Origin of the sequence: Lysinibacillus sp. PWR01 (genome assembly GCF_043359455.1) — a bacterium.
Taxonomy (GTDB): Bacteria; Bacillota; Bacilli; order Bacillales_A; family Planococcaceae; genus Lysinibacillus; species Lysinibacillus fusiformis_F.
Genome location: NZ_JBHERJ010000094.1, coordinates 1 through 22,710, shown reverse-complemented (window position 1 = coordinate 22,710; position 22,710 = coordinate 1). Strand labels below are relative to the sequence as shown.

At 37.6% G+C, this 22,710-nt stretch carries 19 protein-coding genes and 1 tRNA gene; 6 read left to right on the top strand and 14 right to left on the bottom strand.

Annotated features, from left to right (window positions below; genetic code table 11):
• Positions 1-91: 91 nt before the first annotated feature.
• The 3 genes from ACEVFT_RS21525 to ACEVFT_RS21515 all read left to right on the top strand — a co-directional run bounded on the left by ACEVFT_RS21525 (position 92) and on the right by ACEVFT_RS21515 (position 5,796).
• Positions 92-1,840 carry a methyl-accepting chemotaxis protein gene (locus ACEVFT_RS21525; RefSeq protein WP_205445842.1) on the top strand — a complete coding sequence of 583 codons (1,749 nt, stop codon included), beginning with the start codon at positions 92-94 and terminating at the stop codon, positions 1,838-1,840.
• A gap of 135 nt (positions 1,841-1,975) precedes the next feature.
• Entirely contained in the window at positions 1,976-5,143 is a 3,168-nt protein-coding gene (locus ACEVFT_RS21520) for an amino acid adenylation domain-containing protein (protein WP_393951263.1), read from the top strand.
• Complete coding sequence (locus ACEVFT_RS21515; protein ID WP_393951262.1) at positions 5,140-5,796, top strand: 4'-phosphopantetheinyl transferase family protein; 657 nt, start codon at positions 5,140-5,142, stop codon at positions 5,794-5,796. The genes ACEVFT_RS21520 and ACEVFT_RS21515 overlap by 4 nt, the downstream gene beginning before the upstream one ends.
• 675 nt (positions 5,797-6,471) lie before the next feature.
• Here the strand turns inward: ACEVFT_RS21515 and ACEVFT_RS21510 are convergent.
• The 5 genes from ACEVFT_RS21510 to groES form a co-directional block, all read right to left on the bottom strand.
• Entirely contained in the window at positions 6,472-7,485 is a 1,014-nt protein-coding gene (locus tag ACEVFT_RS21510) for an ABC transporter substrate-binding protein (protein ID WP_393951261.1), read from the bottom strand.
• 10 nt (positions 7,486-7,495) lie between these two features.
• On the bottom strand, positions 7,496-8,257 hold the full coding sequence (locus tag ACEVFT_RS21505; protein ID WP_393951260.1) for an ABC transporter ATP-binding protein: 762 nt from the start codon (positions 8,255-8,257) through the stop codon (positions 7,496-7,498).
• 4 nt (positions 8,258-8,261) lie between these two features.
• Positions 8,262-9,341, bottom strand: coding sequence for a FecCD family ABC transporter permease (locus tag ACEVFT_RS21500; RefSeq protein WP_393951259.1), 1,080 nt, complete (start codon positions 9,339-9,341; stop codon positions 8,262-8,264).
• Positions 9,342-9,921: 580 nt separating this feature from the next.
• A complete protein-coding gene (groL, locus tag ACEVFT_RS21495; RefSeq protein WP_205445851.1) occupies positions 9,922-11,553 on the bottom strand; it encodes a chaperonin GroEL in 1,632 nt (543 codons plus the stop codon).
• A 129-nt stretch (positions 11,554-11,682) separates the two neighbouring features.
• Positions 11,683-11,967 carry a co-chaperone GroES gene (gene groES, locus ACEVFT_RS21490; RefSeq protein WP_004224358.1) on the bottom strand — a complete coding sequence of 95 codons (285 nt, stop codon included), beginning with the start codon at positions 11,965-11,967 and terminating at the stop codon, positions 11,683-11,685.
• A gap of 171 nt (positions 11,968-12,138) precedes the next feature.
• Here groES and ACEVFT_RS21485 point away from each other — a divergent pair, with 171 nt between their 5' ends.
• Entirely contained in the window at positions 12,139-12,903 is a 765-nt protein-coding gene (locus ACEVFT_RS21485; RefSeq protein WP_393951258.1) for a CPBP family intramembrane glutamic endopeptidase, read from the top strand.
• Between the two features lie 78 nt (positions 12,904-12,981).
• On the opposite strand, the gene tatC is transcribed toward ACEVFT_RS21485, so the two are convergent.
• The 3 genes from tatC to ACEVFT_RS21470 form a co-directional block, all read right to left on the bottom strand.
• Positions 12,982-13,806, bottom strand: a complete 825-nt coding sequence (gene tatC / locus ACEVFT_RS21480; RefSeq protein WP_342441792.1) for a twin-arginine translocase subunit TatC — start codon at positions 13,804-13,806, stop codon at positions 12,982-12,984.
• Positions 13,807-13,823: 17 nt separating this feature from the next.
• Complete coding sequence (locus ACEVFT_RS21475) at positions 13,824-14,009, bottom strand: twin-arginine translocase TatA/TatE family subunit (protein WP_008176991.1); 186 nt, start codon at positions 14,007-14,009, stop codon at positions 13,824-13,826.
• A 165-nt stretch (positions 14,010-14,174) separates the two neighbouring features.
• Positions 14,175-14,810 carry a redox-sensing transcriptional repressor Rex gene (locus ACEVFT_RS21470; protein ID WP_004224350.1) on the bottom strand — a complete coding sequence of 212 codons (636 nt, stop codon included), beginning with the start codon at positions 14,808-14,810 and terminating at the stop codon, positions 14,175-14,177.
• A gap of 253 nt (positions 14,811-15,063) precedes the next feature.
• On the opposite strand from ACEVFT_RS21470, the gene ACEVFT_RS21465 reads away from it, so the two are divergent.
• Positions 15,064-17,007 (top strand): ABC transporter ATP-binding protein, encoded by a 1,944-nt coding sequence (locus tag ACEVFT_RS21465; RefSeq protein ID WP_393951257.1) that lies wholly within the window; start codon positions 15,064-15,066, stop codon positions 17,005-17,007.
• A 432-nt stretch (positions 17,008-17,439) separates the two neighbouring features.
• On the opposite strand, the gene tsaD is transcribed toward ACEVFT_RS21465, so the two are convergent.
• The 6 genes from tsaD to ACEVFT_RS21435 form a co-directional block, all read right to left on the bottom strand.
• Positions 17,440-18,456, bottom strand: a complete 1,017-nt coding sequence (gene tsaD / locus ACEVFT_RS21460) for a tRNA (adenosine(37)-N6)-threonylcarbamoyltransferase complex transferase subunit TsaD (RefSeq protein WP_393951256.1) — start codon at positions 18,454-18,456, stop codon at positions 17,440-17,442.
• Positions 18,456-18,908 carry a ribosomal protein S18-alanine N-acetyltransferase gene (rimI, locus tag ACEVFT_RS21455; RefSeq protein WP_342441795.1) on the bottom strand — a complete coding sequence of 151 codons (453 nt, stop codon included), beginning with the start codon at positions 18,906-18,908 and terminating at the stop codon, positions 18,456-18,458. Before rimI ends, tsaD begins: the two co-directional genes overlap by 1 nt.
• Positions 18,901-19,608, bottom strand: a complete 708-nt coding sequence (tsaB, locus tag ACEVFT_RS21450; RefSeq protein WP_342441796.1) for a tRNA (adenosine(37)-N6)-threonylcarbamoyltransferase complex dimerization subunit type 1 TsaB — start codon at positions 19,606-19,608, stop codon at positions 18,901-18,903. The genes rimI and tsaB overlap by 8 nt, the downstream gene beginning before the upstream one ends.
• Complete coding sequence (gene tsaE, locus ACEVFT_RS21445) at positions 19,605-20,054, bottom strand: tRNA (adenosine(37)-N6)-threonylcarbamoyltransferase complex ATPase subunit type 1 TsaE (RefSeq protein WP_205445864.1); 450 nt, start codon at positions 20,052-20,054, stop codon at positions 19,605-19,607. Before tsaE ends, tsaB begins: the two co-directional genes overlap by 4 nt.
• A gap of 186 nt (positions 20,055-20,240) precedes the next feature.
• Positions 20,241-20,579 carry a hypothetical protein gene (locus ACEVFT_RS21440; RefSeq protein ID WP_205445865.1) on the bottom strand — a complete coding sequence of 113 codons (339 nt, stop codon included), beginning with the start codon at positions 20,577-20,579 and terminating at the stop codon, positions 20,241-20,243.
• 466 nt (positions 20,580-21,045) lie between these two features.
• Positions 21,046-21,121: transfer RNA gene (locus ACEVFT_RS21435), tRNA-Asp, on the bottom strand.
• Positions 21,122-21,333: 212 nt separating this feature from the next.
• Between ACEVFT_RS21435 and ACEVFT_RS21430 the strand changes: the two genes are divergently transcribed.
• Positions 21,334-22,398: a M24 family metallopeptidase gene (locus ACEVFT_RS21430; RefSeq protein ID WP_393951255.1), complete on the top strand. Its 1,065-nt coding sequence runs from the start codon at positions 21,334-21,336 to the stop codon at positions 22,396-22,398.
• Positions 22,399-22,710: the final 312 nt, after the last annotated feature.

The window sequence follows — 22,710 nt, the reverse complement described above, 5'->3', positions numbered from 1 at the left end:
TCAACATCTTCAATGTGTAGTACATTGACTAAATTATCCATTTATAGTCCTTAGCTTGAAATATTTGTTAGATCATATTAGGAGGAAAAGCATGAAAAAACGCAAGAAGCAGCAAATGTCCATTAGTAAGAAATTAACTGCAATAGTAGTAAGTATTTTATTATTATTTGGATTAGTTACTTTAGGTCTTTCTTATTATATAGTAAGAAACAGTAATTTAACAGACATGGATCAATCTCTTTCTGATAAAGGCATGATCCTAGCCAAAACCATTGATACTACCACACTGAAATCAATTTTAGAGAATCCTACAAATAGTAACCCTGACGCTCTACGATTAACAAGTGAAATGGATGCGATCAATGATAATTCCGATAGCATTACCAATCTATTTTTAATTACAGTTAACGGGGAAAATATTAATGCACCTGTTCTCTCATCTAGTATACTTGATCTAGGGGCTGAGTATAACCAAGATATGATTGCTATGGGTTTATCTCCTGATTTCCTAGCAAGAATTAAAGAAGTTTTTGAGACAAAAAAAGCAACAGCAACAGATATTTATAGCGATGAATACGGTAGCTATAAAACAGGCCTTACACCAATCTTGGATGAAAATGGTGATATGCTGGCCGCTTATGCCATTGACTATGACGTATCAATGGTAACAGGAAAAGCAATGTCTGAAGCCCTATGGACATTATTAGTAACTGTTATTTTCTTAATAGGTTCATCCATTGCAGTTTACACGCTTTTAAGAAAAAAATTAACACCAATTCAACAACTTTCCTTACAATCTAAAAAAGTCGCAGAAGGTAATTTAGAGCTTGAACCATTACCAGTTACTTCAACGGACGAAGTAGGAATGCTCACACAAAACTTTAATTCAATGATTGAAAACTTAAAAAATGTTATTAAAAGTACAACGAATGTTTCTGCACGTGTTTCAAACACGGCCAATGTTTTATCTGTCAATATGCAGGAAGCTTCCGATTCATACAATAATGTAGCTTCTTCCATGCAAGAAATTGCAAGTGGCGCTGATCTACAAGTACAAAAGGCAAAAGAAAGTACAATTACCATTGAAGAAATGAATATTGGTATCCAGCGTATTGCCATGACGTCCAATCAAATTTCAGAATCCTCCATTTTAGCATCAGAGGAAGCTGAAAGAGGGAATGAATCGACAAATAAATCTGTCACACAAATGAATGCTATTAGTAAAGCTGTTAATCAATCCGCAGCTTCTGTTAAATTACTTGGCGAACATTCTAATAAAATTGAAGAAATCGTAGGGATCATTACAGGTATTGCTTCCCAAACCAATTTACTTGCATTGAATGCGGCTATCGAAGCTGCACGTGCTGGAGAAGCTGGTAGTGGCTTCGCAGTGGTTGCTGATGAAGTACGTAAACTTGCTGAACAATCTGAGGCATCCGCAAGAGAGATTTCCACACTTATTTCTCATATCCAGCATGATACAAACGAATCTGTAAATATCATGGTTCACGCTGTAGAAGAAGTAGATCATGGCATTGTCATGATCAATGATTCGGAAAAATCATTTAGCCAGATTTTAACTTCCATTCACCATGTGACAGGGCAAATTCAAGAGCTTTCTGCAACGATTGAAGAAATGGCAGCTGGCATGGAAGAAGTAACGTCTGCTGTTAAAGATATGGAAGATTTCTCAGTCAATTCAAAAGACAATACAAGAGCAGTAGCAGCAACTTCTGCCTCTCAATTGAATACGGTTCAACGAGTTTCTGAAGAAGCTCAAGTATTATCCGAGTTATCTGATGAATTAATGAATGTTGTTAATACCTTTGTAGTGAAATAAAAAATGAAAGGGCTGCCCTTATAAGGAGATGTATGTCCGTTAGTCTCTCACAGATTGATTCACTGCTGTGGACCTAATGACGATAATCGCTCCTTCATAAGTGTCGGCCCTTTTCTAAAATAGGAGTTGTCATGATTGAATAATAAACGAGAATTTGATGTACACCCATCACAGAATAAAATGCATTCTTTGGAGCAACAAAAGCTACCATCCAATAGAACACAATTGTTGAACGAAGAAGACTTACTCGCATATCAAACGTTAAACCAAACAATGGCTGACTACGATAAAAATACCACAATACCTGACGTATTTTATCAGGCGGCACAACAGTTTGCTGAACGAATTGCATTATCCTATGAGGGTGGCAAGCTAACCTACCGTCAGCTAAATGAACAATCCAACCAAGTTGCTCATATGTTAGTTGCCAATGGTCTACAAAAAGGAAACTATGTAGCCATTTTAATGGAACGTAGTAAAGAAACAGTCATTAGTCTGTTAGGTATCCTAAAAGCTGGTGGAGTTTATGTTCCCATTGATCCTAGCTATCCAAAAGAACGTTGTCAGTACCTATTAAATGATACAGGTGCTCCATTTATCATAACGAAAAACGAACATACAGCACTACTGAATGATTTCATACATAATGATTCCCAAACACGTACAGTATTAACAATCAACCAAACAGAGCAAGGCTATTCACAAGCGAACATTCACTGTGAATTACTTCCATCTGACTTAGCCTATATCATTTATACATCTGGTTCAACAGGTAAGCCAAAAGGCGTTATGCTTAAGCACGAAGCTATTATAAATTTGATAACAGATAATCAAAGAATCTACCATTCAACTAAAGAAGATGTTTATTCTCAGTTTATTTCTTATAGTTTTGACCCTTCTGTAACAGAAACTTTTACTGCTTTCTTTTCAGGAGCAAGACTTCATATGCTAACAAGTATAGAACGTCTATCGATTGAAGCATTTGCTGATATGATCGACCGTGAGCAAGTAACGACTGCCACTGTTCCAAATGCCTTCTTTACACAGCTGGCTACACATTTACCAGTAAGCTATCGAGAAAAACTCTCGACACTAAATTATTTATCTGTTGGTGGTGAAGCCCTATTGCCTGCAGTTGTTCAAAAATGGCAAGAGAAATTTGGACTTTCTTCAGAAATTATTAACGTATATGGACCAACTGAATGCACAGTATTGTCCTCTTATTTTAAGGTAAAAAGTCAGATAACAGACATGCAATCCAGCATCCCTATCGGCAAACCTATCGCTAATTATGAAATGTATGTTGTCAGTGCGGATGAACAGCTTTGTCCCGTTAATGTAATCGGGGAATTATGTATTGCAGGAGCTGGTTTAGCAGCAGGCTATTTACATCAGCCTGAAAAAACGGCTGAAGTATTTGTACCCCATCTCTTAAAGCCTGTTCAAAAAATGTATCGAACAGGTGATTTAGTTCGACTATTACCAACTGGTGTCATTGAATTTGTTGGACGTAAAGATTCTCAAATTAAAGTAAGAGGCTTCCGTATTGAACTTGGAGAAATCGAAACAGTATTAAGCAATCATACGAGCATTCAGGAAGCCGTAGTCATTGCGAAGAAAATGGCTGATGGGAATAACCATTTATTTGCCTACTATACGGTAACAAGTGGTATGCAGCTTGAAGAAAATCTATTAAGAGACTATTTGGCAAATCTTTTACCAGATTATATGGTGCCTGAGCAATTTATTGAATTGCAAGAAATGCCATTATCCCCTACAGGGAAAATTGATCGAAAACACTTGGCTTCATTAGAATTAACATTATCACGCAGCAATACATATATTGCTCCAGAAAATGATACACAACGTATGCTTGCTAACGCATGGGAATATGTACTCGGTATTGAGCCAATAGGCATTCACGATAACTTCTTCCATATTGGAGGGCATTCACTAAAAGTGCTCGAGATTCTTGTACAAGTGAAAAAACATATCCCATTCTTAAAGATTCAGGATTTCTTCCAATATCAAACGATTGCAGAACTTGATCATTATATTCGTCATTATCAACCGGAAGCTATTGAAGTTCAAGAACGGCCAACTAACATTGTCTTCAAGGACTTAATGGAGCCTAGTCCGCTACAAGTCTCCCAAAACGTGAAGCCTTTGCCAATGACATCTGTATTATTAACAGGGGCTACAGGTTATTTAGGTAGTCATGTATTACATGAGCTATTAGCAACAACAAATGCGCATATTTATTGCCTTATTCGACCAAGTGCCCAAACTACGATTGAAGCCAAGCTAATAGAAAGTATGCAATTTTATTTTGGCAATACGATTGCTCAGCAGTTGAAAGACCGTGTCACAGTTATCCAAGGTGATTTAGGCAAGCAACGACTACATTTATCGGATGAAGATGAACAAATCATTCTGAAAGAAATCAATGCCATCATACATTGTGGTGCAGATGTGCGTCATTTCGGTGCCGCTGATCATTTTAATAATGTCAATGTAAATGGAACTCGCTATTTGCTTGAAATAGCCAAACAGAAACCAGGTGTACATTTCCATTATGTATCGACAATTGGTATTCCAGAGGAGTTAGCCGCCCTTCAATGGGGGCAAGATGAAGCAAAGGGTAACTTCAATTACGATGTAAAGCTTGATAATGTTTATACTCAAAGTAAGCTAGAAGCAGAGAATCTTGTTCGAAATGCTATGCATGATAAAATCCCTGTTTCCATTTATCGTGTAGGGAATTTAAGCTGTCATTCTGAAACAGGTAAATTCCAACGTAATATCGATGACAATGCCTTTTACCGTATGATTAAATCGATGCTTTATTTAGGTAAAACACCTACTGCACAATGGCATGTTGATTTTACACCAATCAATTATGCTAGTCAGGCACTCGTTTCTCTGGCAAATCAGCCAGCATCCAACGGCCATGTCTTCCATTTATGTAACCCTGTATCGCTTACTTATTTAGAATTAATCGATATGCTTAAGGAAATTGGTTATGACTTAACAATTGTATCAACACAAGAGTATACAGATTGGCTATTAAATGGCGATCATTCAAAAGATGTACAGGAATATTTATCATTAGCCATTGCTCAACTTGAAGGTGATGGAGCAAGTGACTCCCCATTTATCTTCAACTGCAAAAAGACGATAGAATTTTTAGCCCATACAAAGATTGAATGTGCAGTACCAAATACAGCCTTTATTGACAGAATGATTCAATACGGCATCGATACAGGCTACTTCCCAGAACCAAAACAAGTCAATATAAGATGATAGAACAAAATATACAACTATTTGCACTGCCTCTAGGAGCACAGTTAACGCCATTAGAATGGGATGCTTTTCTCAAAGCACTCCCTTCTGATGTTCAAGGAAAAGTTAAGCAATACAAGCATTGGCAGGATCGTCAAAGAGCCTTGCTAAGTAGCACCCTCATTAGGTGGGCACTCCTTCCCTATATCGATGAAGTCATGCTACACCTAGCTTATGATGAAAATGGCCGCCCATATATTGCAGGACATCCTCATTGGCAGGGCGATTTTAATCTTTCTCATTCTGGTAATTGGATTGTGTTGGCAGTCGCTACTAACGGACGAGTGGGCATTGATGTGGAAGAAATAAAACCTGTGAGTGAAGATATGATGACGTATGCGCTTTCCGAGACGGAGCTTCAATTGGTCTCTCATCAGCCTCTACATGTTTTTTATGAGTTTTGGACATTAAAAGAAGCCCTTTTTAAAACAGGCTTAATGTCGATTACATCACCTCATTTGCTTGATACAATCGACATTAAAAGTACAAGGGAAGACCTTTTTACTGAGCTACTATATCTCGATCAGCAACACCCTGTGTCCATCTGCTGGAACCATGCATGTTCTAATGTAATAATCACCATGTTAAATAAAGAGCAGCTTCTACAGCTATAACAAAGGAGGAGAAATTGAATAATTTCGCCTCCTTTTATGTTGTTGAAAAAAGATCATGTCACTAGCAGAAAAATACTTTTTAGCAAGGTGTTGGGATGATTTCCGTTCCGCCAGCGTCCTTTCCAGGGGGCGTCCGATGAGCCGCTTCACTCACTTCCGTTCGCTCCAGGGTCTTCTCTGTGACGCTAAATCCCCTAGGAGTGACGCTGGCTCCACTCCAATCAACCATTCTGCAAAGTGTCTTTCCTTATCTTTCATACTAGCCGTAGCAATCAATTAGGCCATTATGTGTATGATTAGAGAATGGATAGGCTCTTATTTTCAATGTGGAGAAGTGATTCGTTACGACCCCCCTCAAAAAATGAGTAGTGAACGCCTTTGCTAAAAAGTTAATGGGTTGGAGTGGAAGGCTACTTGACTCCCGTGGGATAGCGAGACAGGCAAAACTCTAAACGGAGCGGTAGCGGAGGAAGCGATTCGGCGCTCGCTCACAGGAAAGCAAGTAGCCTGCAACGGAAATTCATTTTCACTTTTCACAAAAATTCTATTGATGGTTTTGTTTTTCAACACTATGAAAGAAGGAGAAAGCGAATAATTTCCCCTCCTTTCATTATTAATAGAAAACGCTGCGCTAGCGTGTCGTTTATTCGACCCACTAGGACAGCGTTATCTGTATTATTTAAATAAGTCTGGATACATTTCTTTCGCCAGGGCTTCCATTCCATCAATTGTGTTATAGCCATAGCCGAACATGTAATTGTAGTCTACAATATACATTTGTTTATTTTTAATAGCCTTCATGCTTGAAAGTTTAGGGTTCGCATAAATTTCTTCACGTACTTTTGTCAAATCAGAACCGTCCCAGTTAGGAAGAATTAATACATCTGGATCTGCAGCAATCAATGTTTCAACACTTACATCGCCTGTTTCATCTTTGAAAATATTATCTAATTTAACCATTTTGAATGCATCATTAAAGAATGTTTCATCGTGTGCTGGATAAACAAAAAGCTCTTTTGGATCATTCGTGTGCAGATATGCAAATGTTTTTTCTTCTTTAATACTTTCTAATTTTGAAGAAATATCTTGTTGTCGGCCTTTTAATTCTTTAATAAAGCTGTCTGCTTTGTCTTGAACATTAAAAATTTCTCCGATATTTTCGATATCTTTGTAAATAGAATCATATGTGCCACCTGTTACAGATGATTCTAAAACATATGTTTTTACACCCATTTCATTAAGAGAGTCTACTGTTCCTACTCCCCATTCAGCATTATCAAATAAGCCACCACGACCAAATACTAAATCAGGATCAGTCCCTAATGTAACCTCTTTCCCAACATATTCATCACTTAAAATATTTAGCTTAGCATATTCTTCTTCTACAGATTTATCAACTGCACCAAAGTTTGCCCCAACACCAACGATTTTATCGCCTAATCCTAGATGTAATAATAATTCAGCTGCTGGACGTGTATTTGCCATAATTCTTTCAGGTGCTTTATCAAATACTTGATCTTTCTTTTCCCATGTTGACCCACCCTCAGCTTTTGAAAAGTTCTCAACTGTCAGTGGATAATGCTCTTTCGTTTGTGTTGTTGCCTCAGATGTATCTTTTGATGTGTTACCGCAAGCTGTTAATGTTAATAAAGCAGCTAAACCAATTCCTAATAATAATTTTTTCTTCATGGTTTTCCTCCTACAGTCCATATGCAAATCCTAATCCATTCGTCACTGGATTAGTAAATGTTTTACATTTAATATGATATAAAGCTTCTATTGTTTCTGGTGTTAAAACTTCTTGCGGTGTGCCATGTGCATAGATTTCACCATCTTTTACCGCATAAAGATAATCACAGTAATGTGCTGCCATTTCTAGATCATGAAGTGCCGCTAAAACACCGATGTTTAAACTTCTTACACAGGATAGTATTTCAATTTGATAGCGAATATCTAAATGATTTGTTGGTTCATCCAAAATCATAAATTTAGGCTGTTGAGCAATCGTTCTAGCTAAAATAACCCTTTGCTTTTCGCCACCAGATAATGAAAGAAAACTACGTCCTCTATAAGATTGTAAGTTCGTTCTTGTCAACGCCTCTTCTACGATGTCAAAATCCTTTTGGTTATCTGACTCTAGCATTTTTTTATGAGGTGTTCTGCCTAACATCACCATTTGTTGTACCGTTAAATCAAAGTGCATTTCATTGAATTGTCCAACTACACCTAAGTGCTGAGAAATCTTTTTTTCAGGACTTTTTAAAACATCTAAATCATCTAAGAAGACCATCCCTTTTTGTGGCACGAGGCTTTTATAAATACTTTTCAACAAAGTTGACTTTCCGCATCCGTTTGGTCCGATTAAGCCCACAAATTGTTGCTTATTCACATGAATGGATATGTTTTTTACGATTTCCTTTTTGCCGATTTTTACTTCTATTTCCTTTGCTACTAATTCCATTGTTCTACCCTCCGAAGTTGTAACCTTTTTTTACAATCATATAGATAAATAATGGTGACCCAATGACAGAAGTAATAATTCCAATCGGTAATTCTACATTTTGGATTAATGTTCGAGACAGAATATCTGCCCAAATCATGAAAAGTCCTCCTAAGAGCAATGTTCCTAACATTAATCGTTTATGGTCTGCCCCGAAAATACCTCTCGTGATATGTGGAATTATTAAACCAACAAAACCGATCATACCTGCATAAGCGACCATCGTTCCTGTAATTAGTGAGGTAAGAATCATATACAATTTACGATAAGCACTTAAATTGATCCCTAATGTGATAGCTGATTCATCCCCAAGTAGCATTGTATTTAGCACGCGATGTTGGAAAAGGAATAATGCAGCTCCAAGTACAATTACAATTGTTAAAATCGGTGTTTTGTCCCAGCTGGCAGATGCTAAACTCCCCATAGACCAGAACGTAACAGTTTTGATACCCTCAGCATTATTGGCAAAGAAGATGATAAGGCTTGAGAATGAACTACATAATGCACCGATGACAACCCCTGATAAAACAAGTTTTACTGAAGTTGCTTTGCCGCCAATGCTGGATAGGATAAGCACTGCCATCGAGGTAAGCATTGCCCCAGCAAATGCACCAAAGGCTACCCCAAATTGTGCTAATAATGCACTGCTCCCAAAACCAACTAGGATAGCAAAAGTTGCACCTAATGACGCACCTGAAGAAATACCCAGTATGTATGGATCAGCAAGCGGGTTTTGTACAACTGCCTGCATGACAGCTCCACACAATGCAAGTCCGACACCAATCAATAAGGCAAAAACCACACGCGGCATTCTGACCTGTAAAATAATATTCAAGTAAGATTCACTTTCCACACTATCAAGCGTGCCAAGCTTCCCATTGGATATAGTATGTAGCAAAATATCCATCGATTGCTTGAAAGGAATGCTGACTTGTCCTATTGATACAGAAAAAACGGCAGATATTAAAATGGAGGCTATTAAAAGCAAGATAATAACATAATAAATATTGCCCATTCCTATTCTGTTAGCTTCCTGTTTATCCAAGATTTCACCTCTATCTATTAAACTATTAGTTAATGATAACGATTATCATTTTCATTTTGTATTGTAAGTGATAATCCATTGAAAAACAACAGGAAAATTTTTAATTATAGATTATTCATACATTTAATAGATGAATAATCCAGTAATGGCGCTTTAGTTGACTAAAATTATTTTTCCCTTGGAAATAAAAACAGCTAGTTATAAATCCCAATTATTATATAGAAGAGAAAATTTAGGAATTTCTAAAAATAGGAGATGTAAAATGAAAAAACGCGGCATTTTTATTAGACAAAGGTGGAACAACCATAAGGACAGCAATCTGTGATGAGATTGCTTAAGGAAATGAAATTAAACAATTTGAGAAGCCAGCGTCACAGATGAGACCTTTCGTGAGTAAAGCGGCTCACCGGACACCTCCTAGAAAGGACGCTGGTGGAACGGAAATCAACCCCCTTGCCTTGTCAAAAGGTCTTTTTCTACTCGTGACATGATTTTTTTCAACAACAAAACCACTTCCCATAAAATGATGGAAAGTGGTCATGTTTACTTAAAAGATTGTGTTTTTAGTTTAAGCTAAATCTTACATCATTCCTGGCATACCGCCCATGCCACCCATATCTGGCATAGCTGGTGCTGCTTCAGGGATATCTGCTACAACCGCTTCTGTTGTTAAGAATAGCGCTGCAACTGATGCTGCGTTTTGTAGAGCTGAGCGAGTTACTTTTGCTGGGTCTACTACGCCTGCTTCCATCATGTTTACCCATTCGCCAGTTGCCGCATTGAAACCAATGCCAATTTCTTCACGTTTTAGGCGATCTACGATAATTGAGCCTTCAAGACCAGCGTTATTAGCAATTTGACGAACTGGTTCTTCTAAAGCACGTAGAACAATTTTCACACCTGTAGCTACGTCGCCTTCTACTGAATCAGCTGCTTTCTCCACTGCTGCATAGACGTTTAGAAGAGCCGTACCACCACCTGATACAATACCTTCTTCAACAGCCGCACGAGTTGAGTTTAAAGCATCCTCAATACGAAGTTTACGCTCTTTAAGCTCTGTTTCTGTTGCAGCACCAACTTTGATAACTGCTACACCACCTGCTAATTTTGCAAGGCGTTCTTGTAATTTTTCTTTATCGAATTCTGAAGTAGTTTCAGCAAGTTGTGCACGGATTTGACCAATGCGTGATTCGATTGCGTCTGCTCCGCCTACACCTTCAACGATTGTTGTGTTGTCTTTTGTTACAACAACTTTTGCGGCACGACCAAGTGCAGAAATATCAGCTGATTTTAGGTCTAAGCCTAATTCTTCTGTAATCACTTGTCCACCTGTCAGGATAGCAATATCTTCAAGCATTGCTTTACGACGATCACCGAAGCCTGGTGCTTTTACAGCTACAGCATTGAAAGTACCACGAAGCTTGTTCACAACAAGTGTTGCAAGTGCTTCACCTTCTACATCTTCAGCAATCATTAGAAGTGGACGACCTTGTTGTACCACTTGTTCTAATAATGGTAATACTTCTTGAATGTTTGTAATTTTTTTATCAGTAATTAAAATGTATGGGTTATCAAGAACCGCTTCCATTTTATCTGTGTCAGTTACCATGTAATGAGAAGCATAGCCACGATCAAACTGCATACCTTCTACCACATCTAGCTCTGTTGTGAAGCCTTTTGATTCTTCAATTGTAATAACACCATCGTTACCAACACGTTCCATTGCTTCAGCGATCAGTTGTCCAACTTCATCATCAGCAGCAGAAATAGCAGCAACTTGTGCAATTTCTTCTTTATTGCTTACTGGGCGAGAAATAGCGTGTAATTCCGTAAGTGCTGCAGCAACTGCTTTATCAATACCTTTGCGGATACCTACAGGATTTGCGCCAGCTGTAACGTTTTTCAAGCCTTCACGAATAATTGCTTGTGCTAATACTGTTGCTGTAGTTGTACCGTCACCAGCGATTTCGTTTGTCTTAGAAGCCACTTCCGCTACTAATTTTGCTCCCATGTTTTCGTATGGGTTTTCTAGTTCGATTTCTTTTGCAATTGTCACACCATCATTTGTAATAAGTGGTGAACCGAATTTTTTTTCTAAAACAACATTACGTCCTTTTGGTCCTAATGTTACTTTTACTGTATTTGCTAATTTATCTACACCTTGTAACATTAATGAACGAGCGTCTTCTGAGAATTTAATATCTTTTGCCATGAGAATTTACCCTCCTGAAATGGAATATTCGTTAAGCTTCTTCAATATATTTATATCAATTTCATCTTATTGTCACATTTGTTAAGCAAACAATAAGCATCCACCTTACATAAGGTGCGTTTAATGTTCTTATTCAATAATTGCAAGAATATCGCTTTCGCGTAAAATTAGGTATTCATTACCTTCAAATTTAACTTCTGTGCCAGCGTATTTAGAGAAAATAATGCGGTCGTCAACTTTAACGTCAAGCTCTACACGTTGCCCGTTCTCTAATACACGACCTGTCCCAACTGCTACTACTTTACCTTCTTGTGGTTTTTCTTTTGCAGAGTCAGGTAGTACAATACCGAATGCAGATTTTTCTTCTACCTCGATTAGTTCAATTACAATACGATCTCCTAGTGGTCTTAACAAGTGAAACAACCTCCTAATAATTAAATAATTGTTGATATTTATTAGCACTCTATATCAATGAGTGCTAACACAATTATTATGATAATCAATCACTCTTTTTTTTGCAAGTCAGAACTTCGAAAAATTTTGTTTTCTTTCCATATTCCTCTACAATAGAAAGGAAGCATATGAATGGAAAGGATTTTGACTGTGACTAATTCTCAAAAAGTAACGAAACATAAAAAAACAGCCCTGTATGTTTTGCTGATCTATATCTTGATGCAAATCTCGAGCAGATGGTTGCTCTTACCGTTCCATAAGCTCATGATGAAGATAACTGGTTTAGCTTCTGAACAAGCGGCTCCCATTACTCAAGGTTGGTATATTGCCTTAAGTTTTGCTATAGCGCTCATTTTAAGCCTAATCCTCACATCTCGAGATAAAGCCTTTTGGAACATTTATCAAGGAAAAAAAGAAACAATCCCTCTTACAATTGTGTGGGGAATCATCGGCTTCTTCCTAGTGTTCTTTGGACAAATGATTGGTGCGGCTATTGAGATGGCTGTTTTCGGTATTGAAGGAGGCTCACAAAATACTGCTGATATAGTCGCGATAGCTAAAGGCGCTCCCATTGCCATATTTGCAATTGTTGTATTCGGGCCAATTTTAGAAGAATTCGTCTTCCGCAGAGTGATATTTGGCTCGCTTGTCCAAACAACAAATTTCTGGGTGGCAGCTATTGTTAGCGCCATATTCTTTGCGATTATCCACTTCGACTTCTCACATATCTTGCTTTATACCATTTGTGGTTTAATTTTCGCCTTTTTATATCACAAAACAAAGCGCATTTGGACATCTATTATTGCACACGTCATGCTTAATGGTTTTGTGACACTTGTACAATTCTATGCGGAACCATTGCAAAAGTTTCTTCAAGAACTAGAAAAAATGCAATAAATTTTTGTAAAACTATTGTAAGTTGCAAAAATAACACGAAAGCTCGGTGTCCCATTTAGGGGCACCGAGCTTTATCTATTACTGTTGATTCAATTCTTCTATTTGTCGTCGTTGCTGCTCAAGCGCCTCTTCAATTTGACGCTTTTGCTCCGCTTCTTGTTCTTCTTTTAATCGAATTTCTTCTGATTTAAGATATTTCTTATAGCCAATTCGTGAAATCATGATACTAATTTCATACAAAATAAACAGTGGCACTGAAACCATTAAATGCGAAGCTAACTCAGGCGGTGCAATAATCGCTGCACATACAAATAAACCAAAGTACGAATATTTACGAATTCGAATGAGTAAATCCGGACTTAATATGCCAATTCGTGAAAAGAATAAAACAACAATTGGCAATTGGAAAAGGAAACCAAAAGGTATTGTAAGCTTAAACAAGAATGCAAAATACTCATGTATACCAATGGTTTGCTGTATCTCCAAATCATTCGATAAATTCATCATGAATTTAATGACATATGGGAATAGTAAAAAGTACGAAAAAGATAACCCTGCAAGAAACAATAAAAATGAATACGGAATATAGCTTAGAGTAGCTTTACGCTCTACTTCCCTTAATCCAGGGCTAATAAACGACCATAATTGATACATCAACACAGGTGATGAAAGAATAAATGCAATTATAAAAACAACTTGTATATAAATTGCAAGTGGTGTGACTACGTCAAATGCATGGAGCTCTATATTATATTCGGCTCCAGTCATTTGAAGGTATTTAACAAGCGGCTTTGCGACAAAAAATGCGCCGGCCATAGCTAGAACAAAGAAAACGGCAACAATGAACAGCCGTTTTCTTAATTCTTCTATATGCTCAATAACAGTTAGATCTTTTGGGTTCATTCCTCAAACATCCTAACTTACTTATCTAGTTCTTTCTTTTTCTTATCATCATCATCTTCGTCGGCTAAACCTTTAGTAGCATTTTTGAATTCACGTAGTGTTGAACCAAATGCCTTACCTAGCTCTGGTAACTTTTTAGGACCAAAAATTAGTAACGCGACAACTCCGATAATAATGAGGCTCATAGGACCAATACCACCCATTACAGCCACCTCCTCTTTATATCCATCATTTTAACGCATATTTCGCCATTTTGCTAACTAATTATATGTGAAAGTTTTTCGTCACTCTCACTGATTTGACCGCATTTTATTTAAATTATCTATTTGACAGAAACGGTGAATTACACTGGAAAATATGTATTGTTTTCACTCTTCCTGATTACGTATTAAATAAATAAGCGCTTGTAACTCTACCGATAAATCAATGGTTAGGAGCTGCATTCTATCAGGTACCGTTAAACGCTCTGGCGTAAAGTTTAAAATTCCCTTTGCATTCATGGCCGCTAAGCGGTCCGCCATTTTTTGAGCGGAGCGTGGTGAAACGGTTAAAATAGCAAGCTCTGCACCGTATTCTGCATATTTTTCTTCCAATAAATCTGGATGAAAAACCGGGATGTTGCTAATCATTTTGCCATCCTTCGGTGCTTTGGAATCGAATGCTACCACAATATGTGTATTATGGTTTTTTTGAAAATTATATTTTAATAATGCACTACCTAAATTCCCCACACCAATTAACGCTACTTTTGTCGTTTCATGTTGATCAAGCGTCTGGCTAAAAAATTGTAATAGATGCTGCACATCGTAGCCATATCCTTTTTTTCCAAGTGCACCAAAATAAGAAAAATCACGGCGAATAGTTGCAGAATCTATTTTCATCGCTTCACTCAATTCCTTCGACGAAATACGTTCCATACCTTCTTGTGCAAAGTTTTGAATAAATCGATAGTAAAGAGGAAGTCTTTTTGTAGTGGCTTGTGGAATTTTTAATTCTTGTTTCAAACTTTTTCCTCCTTATGATGTACCTCCATCAATTTTACTGTCTATAACTACTAATTTTAATACATTCATCCTTAACAATATACAACATTTTTGCAATCCCCTGCTGTATTTCTCTTTAGTTAATGGCGCCTTTTACGCAGCTAACTAAAAAGAAATCGTTTCAATCTTACATGACTGCTAGGAATAAGTAAAGCACGGACATTGCATGCAAATCGTTCATCCATTACACTAAGGTAGAATTGAGGTGTCAAGAATGATTGTTTTACAGGTCAATCAACTAACTAAATCCTTTCTTGCAGATGAAATTTTAAGTGGTGTTAAATTAGAAGTTCAACACCGTGACCGCGTTGCCTTAGTAGGACGAAACGGTGCAGGTAAATCTACTTTATTAAAAATAATTGCTGGTCAAATGTCCTATGATTCAGGTGATATCATTATCCCAAAGGATATTCAAATAGGCTATTTAGAGCAACATGCAGGATTAAACTCTACGCTAACAATTTGGAATGAAATGATGACTATTTTCGAATCTCTTCTAGCCCAAGAACAGCTGCTACGCTCACTTGAACAACAAATGGCTGATCCTACTGTTTATGAAAATCCTACTATGTATGCGAAAGTTATGTCGGAATACGATCAATTACAGCATACGTTTAAAGATGCAGGTGGCTATCAATATGAATCAGACATACGGTCAGTCCTTCATGGTATGCAATTTTATTCCGAAGACTATGCCAAACCCATCAGTTCCTTATCTGGTGGCCAACGCACACGTTTAGCACTTGCTAAGCTCTTACTTAGTAAACCAGACCTTTTAATTCTGGATGAGCCTACTAACCATTTAGATATCGAAACACTATCTTGGTTGGAATCCTATTTAAAGAGCTATGAAGGCGCTATTTTAATTGTTTCCCATGACCGCTACTTCTTAGATCAAGTTGTTTCTATTGTCTACGAAGTATCCCGTCATCGTGTCACAAAATATCCAGGTAATTATAGTGCTTATTTAGATGAAAAAGCTAAAAATTATGAGCGTGATGTCAAGCTCTATGAGCGTCAGCAAGATGAAAAGGCCAAGCTAGAGGATTTTATCCAAAAAAATATTGCACGTGCCTCTACAACAAAAATGGCACAAAGTCGACGCAAAATGCTTGAACGAACAGAGTGGATGGAATCGCCAGATGGTGATGAGAAATCCGCTAGTTTTGGTTTCACGATTGAACGTCAAAGTGGAAATGATGTTTTATCCGTCGATGATTTAACAATTGGTTATAATGATCGTACCATTTCTAGTGGGATTAACCTTCGCTCTTTTCGCGAGGATCGTATAGCCCTTGTTGGACCAAACGGAGTTGGTAAATCGACATTATTAAAAACGATTGTGAAAGATTTAGCCCCTCTTGCAGGTGGTATTCGTTATGGGACGAATGTACAAATCGGCTATTATGATCAAGAGCAAGCAAAGCTATCAAGCAATAAGAGTGTCTTGAAAGAGTTATGGGATGAATGGCCACTTATGAACGAAAAAGATATTCGCACCGTATTGGGACGTTTTCTTTTTAGTGGTGAAGATGTGGATAAAGCCGTATCCTCTTTATCGGGCGGTGAGAAAGCACGCCTTGCACTTGCAAAATTAATGATGCAAAAGGCTAATTTTTTAATTCTCGATGAGCCTACTAACCATTTAGACTTAGATAGCAAAGAGGTTTTAGAAAATGCTTTGATTGATTACCCTGGTACGCTTCTATTTGTCTCACATGACCGCTACTTCATTAATCGTATCGCCACGAAAGTGGTGGAGTTATCTGGAACCGGGTCATTTGAATATTTAGGTGACTATGATTATTATGTAGAGAAAAAGCAGGAACTATTGGAGCTAGCACAAATGAATGCTACCTCCCAAACACAAGTACAGCAAGAGCAACCTGATAAAGCGTCTACATCTAAAATTGATAAAGAAGCAAAAAAACGTGAACGTCAAATTAGACGTATGATCGAAGATTTAGAAAGCAAGATGCAAGGAACGACAGCTATTGTTGCAAGCTTAGAGGAAGCTTTGTGCGACTCTGCCATTTTCACAGACCATGAAAAAATTTCAAATCTCCAAGACGAATTAGCAACTGCTAAAGAACAGCATGAGCTATTAGAATTAGAATGGCTTGAGTTAAATGAAGAACTTGAAAGTATTAATATGTAATTGATGTAAGCCATGTGACGGGTCACATGGCTTTTTCTTTACTTGTCTTCATTTTTCATATATATTGGTCAAGTGCTATTTTTCGACAAAAAATGCCCACAGTTTTATTCACACTATAAATCTAGTAATACCAACATATCAACAGAGTTTTCCACACTGTCCACAATTAAAAATTATTTTATCCACATTGTATCGTATAAAACACGCTACTACATATTGAATAATCACAAGTTATGCACAAGTTATCAACATTTTGTGCATAAGTACGCGTGTTCGCTATTTAGTTCGCTCCTTTACCTGTGGATAATTTTCTGAAAAATTTGTCAATTTTGTTGTTTGATACTTACATTCTCTTACCACAGTTCTTATTTATCAACAATTATTCGACAATTAAAAAGAGATATCTAAAAATATAGATACCTCTTTCCTATACTATATCCAGGATTTTAACTCCATTCCTGGGCGTCCATTCATCATTAAGTTTCCTCGAATGCCAGCCTCAAACATCGGCATCGCTGCTGCGCCAATCATTGCCGCATTATCAGTACACAATTTAAGGGGTGGTACAAAAAACGGGATACCTTCCTCTGCAAATACGGTCTCCAAAGAAGTTCGCAAACCTTTATTCGCTGCTACACCACCAGCTGCAATAACCTGTTTCACCTGATACTCGCGAGCAGCACGCAATGTTTTAGCTGTCAGCACTTCGACAACACTTTCCTGAAAGCCCTTGGCAACAGCCGCTGGTGAAATAGCTTCACCTCGTTGATCCATATTATGTTTATAATTAATGACCGCTGATTTTAAACCACTAAAGCTAAAATCATATGAATCCTCTTCCAACCATACTCTCGGAAAAGGTACAGGCTCTCCTTCCTCATGAGCAAGTCGATCAATGTGTGGTCCACCAGGATAAGGTAAGTTTAAAACACGCGCCACTTTGTCATAAGCTTCACCAGCTGCATCATCTCGTGTTTCACCAATGACCTCAAAAGAGCCATGTTCCTTCATATACACAAGCTCTGTATGACCACCTGATACTACAAGTGCTAATAAGGGGAACTCCATTGGCTGAACAAGTGCATTGGCATAAATATGTCCTGCAATATGATGTACGCCAACAATTGGTAAGTTGTTCGCAAATGCAAAAGCCTTCGCCGCATTAATGCCAATCAACAATGCTCCTACAAGACCCGGACCCTCTGTAACAGCAACAGCATCTAAATCTGCTGGCTTTAAGTTTGCTTGAGCTAATGCTTCTTCAATCACCATCGTAATTTGTTCTACATGATGACGTGATGCAATTTCAGGGACAACGCCACCAAAACGCTTATGACTCTCTATTTGAGAAGCAACAACATTCGACACAATTTCATGACCATTTCGAATAATTGCTGCAGCTGTTTCATCACAGCTCGATTCTATTGCTAATATCATTCCATTATTCATTATAAATTCACCCACATGACAAGGGCATCCTCCCCGTTATCAGTATAATAGCCTTTCCGTATGCCACCATCTTGGAATTGAAGCTTGCGATAAAGATTTTGTGCAACGGTGTTCGTTACACGTACCTCCAATGTCATAACCTCCATTCCATGTAAACGAGCTATTTGCATCGCCTCACGCATTAATCCCTCGCCGATACCTCGACCACGTGCTGCCTCCATAACAGCTACATTCGTAATTTGGGCTGCATCTATTACCATCCACATCCCACAAAAACCAATAATACTGCCATTTGCATCCACAGCCAACACATAATGAGCATACTGATTTTCATGCACTTCATAGTAAAAGGAATCCAGCGTCCAGGGTATAGGAAATGAAGCTACTTCAATTTCATAAACTGCTGGTACATCATCAGAAACCATTTTACGATAAGTTACATTCCTACTCATGTTCCTTCTCCTTCTGTTCTTTCAGCCAATTAGCCTCAGCCTCTGCAATTCGTTTATATTGTGGGACAAAGTGATGAGTAGCTTCAACACTCGGTAACTCCACTTTAGTCGCTACACGAATAACTTCCGTTGCACGTGGCAAGTCAAAACTAAACGGTGCACGTACTGCGTTATCACCAAGCACCTCCACAATGTTATCCCAAAATATATCAACATCTGTTCCTATAAATAAAATAGGTGCATCTAGTGCCTTTAAACGCTCTAATAAATCAGCGATATGTGCATGATGATCCTCCACAAGAGTCTCTAATGTCACTCCTTGATAAACAGCCGTATAGACATTGCCTCTTCTTGCATCAAAAATTGGACAGATTAATCCATTATAAAGGGCGGCATTTGCAGCTAATGCCTTTAAACTAGCGACACCAACTAAAGGTATCTGTAATGTCCATGCTAGGGTTTTCGCTAATGTTACACCTATACGGACACCTGTATACGAACCCGGCCCTTCAGACACTGCAATCGCATCCAAGTCACTTGCCTGTAAGCCTACTCTTGCTAGTATCTCTTCAATAGCTGGCATCGCTCCTGCAGAATGCGTTAATTTTATATTTTGTACCATCTCGGCTACCACTTTTCCATCCCTCACAATGGCAATGGAAAGTGGTGTATTCGCTGTTTCTATTCCTAACCAAATCATTTCATTAGCTCCTCACATAGTGCCTCATAGCGTTCCCCACTAGGTATTAACACAAAGCGTCGTTCATTGTCTCCGATTCGGTAAATCTCTATTGCTAATCGATGCTGTGGCAAATCCTGTTCAATTAAATGTGCCCACTCTACTACTGATACCGCATCTCCATAAAATAATTCATCCCAACCTAGGTCCTCGTCACTTTCAGCCAGACGATAAACATCTAAATGATTGAAGGGTAATCGTCCTTCATACTGTTTAACAATCGTAAATGTTGGACTGTTGACTGTTCTTTTCACACCAAGGCCCTTTGCTAAGGCCTTCGTAAATGTTGTTTTGCCTGCACCCAAATCCCCTTCTAATGTAATCGTATCTTGAGCTTCTAGTAAATTGGCAAGTGCCATGGCAAAACGTTCTGTATCATCAACTGAATTCATGATTATTTCATACATTCTCATTTTTCCTCTCATCACTACATTATCTCTAGTTTACCTAAACTAGCGAAAATGTTCAAAGCATCCAATATCATTTATGTCTTACTTAGTTTGTAGTCGTTCAGAAGCCCAATTCTATGACATAGCTAGCTAATTAGAATGAAAACAAAAACACGCCTTCTTTTACGAAGACGTGTCAACTATTTATCTGTTGGAATGACCTTTTACTGCTATGATTTCTTTGCCAATCAGTTTATCATCCTTAAACTTCACTATATAGGCCTGTGTCATCAAGATCTCATCATTCCAACGATATTCATTATTTTTAATCTTTTTTCCTGCGCCTCCTGCTGCTTCGACTACTTCAATATATGACATATCATTTTTTAATTTCTCGAATTCTACTTCGTTCATATTTTTTTGCCAGTGATACGCATTTGATTCTTCAATCTCTATAATAGGATCTCCACAGCCTACCATCATTATCATGGAACCAATAAGCAAAGGTAAATAAAGACTTTTAAAAGAATAATCTTTGCTCATATTAACACCTCCGTAGCCAATCCGATTACTTCTACATTTTTACCCATAATCTTTCTATTAGAAACACATCTAATTTTACCTTATAGAAACGCTATCATTTATCGGTAATTTTTACTATTTTTAGATAATGTTAAATAGATGAAATTTGGTAGGTTCATGGCAATATTATCGATTATTTCACAAGGATTTAGCTGTTTTCTAGATACGGTTGATATGTTTTTAGGGAAATAGATGTTATTTGTGAAAAAATAAAGGGAGGTTGGTCTTAGAGACGATACAGAATGTTATACTTTTAGCCCCTTTGTTTCTACTAGGAGATGTTGATCCTTTAGGAGTTAGTCACTTGTCATGTAATTTCTACTCAATTTTGCTAATAAGCTTCTACATGATGAATTGGATAAATATCCCAATCAAACAAAAAAGCCCTTATGATGTAAAATCATAAGGACTGTAATATCAATTTAAATGGCGGTCCCGACCGGGATCGAACCGGCGATCTCCTGCGTGACAGGCAGGCATGTTAACCGCTACACCACGGGACCTCTTTAAGACATTTATAAATATATCATAAAAAAACTAGATATGCAACATTTATTTTCATATTTTCTCTTAATATATTTGCCCACTCGGTTTTATCAAGGGATAGGATTTACCCTGCAATGAATTATCCACACAAACAACGTCTATTTTCATATATACTCTAAACATGATGCAAATTTTGCAGTATATTTAACTTTAAAGGGGGAAAAATAACATGTCAAAACTAACACAATTACAAGAGGCCCTACAGGCACATACTACCGATGCAATGATTATTACCAATGCTCAAAATCGTCGCTATCTAACAGGTTTTACAGGTAGTGCAGGAACAGTTATCATAACGAAGACTCGCGCACTTTTATTAGTAGACTTCCGCTATACACAGCAAGCAACAAGTCAATGTACCACTTTTGAAGTATTAGAGATTGATCGCAACCGTTTATATGAAACCATTCAGGAGATTTTCGAACAGGAATCCATTCAAACAGTTGGTTTTGAGCAACATCATGTTACTTATCACGGTTATCAATTAATGAAGAGTAAATTGACAGCTACATTAAAGCCATTGTCTACTATTGTAGAAGATTTACGAATGATTAAAACACCAGAAGAAATTGAAATAATTAAGAAAGCCGCATGGATATCCGATGAGGCATTTAATCATATTTTGACATTCATCAAACCAGGTATTTCTGAACTTGAGATTGCCCATGAATTAGAGTCTCATATGCGGAAAAATGGTGCAACAGGCGCAGCCTTCGATATGATTATTGCTTCTGGCCATCGTTCAGCACTTCCACATGGCGTAGCATCCTCTAAAATAGTGGAGCAAGGTGATATGTTGACAATGGATTTTGGTGCTTATTATCAAGGTTATCGTTCAGATATGACAAGAACGATTGCTGTTGGAGAACCATTAGAGCAATTAAAAGAAGTCTATCAAATAGTCCATGATTCCTTACAACATGCCCTTTCTAATATGAAGGCTGGTATTACTGGACAAGTGGCAGATAGTTATACACGAGACTATATCACTGCAAAAGGCTATGGACAAAATTACGGACACGGTGCGGGACATGGTATAGGTTTAGATATCCATGAAAATATATTTATGTCTACCGTATGTAAAGATATTTTAGAAGAGAATATGGTACTAACAGTAGAACCGGGTATTTATATACCAAATGTAGGTGGTGTCCGTATCGAAGATGATGTTATCATTACAAAAGAAGGTGTGGAAGTAATCACCCACTCTCCTAAGGAACTCATTATTTTATAGCCTTTTAAGTGATGGTTTATATATATGAATGTCATTGAAGCTACTAAAGCAGAAGGATAGCTCACCTATTTTGAATAAAGCTAGTTAGATAAACGATTTTTTTAAAGAGGCTGGAAAAAAAGTGTTTCAGCCAACAAAAAAACCGAACTATCCACTGAAACGCTCACGAAGTGTTTCGGAATAGTTCGGTTTTTCTAGTTATCATGTTTTGTTAACTTAGAGACTATTCGGCTTGAAGAAGGTCCTACTTAGTTCTGTCCCAGCCTCTTTTTATAAAATAAAAAACAGCCAGTATGCAACTGACTGTTTTAA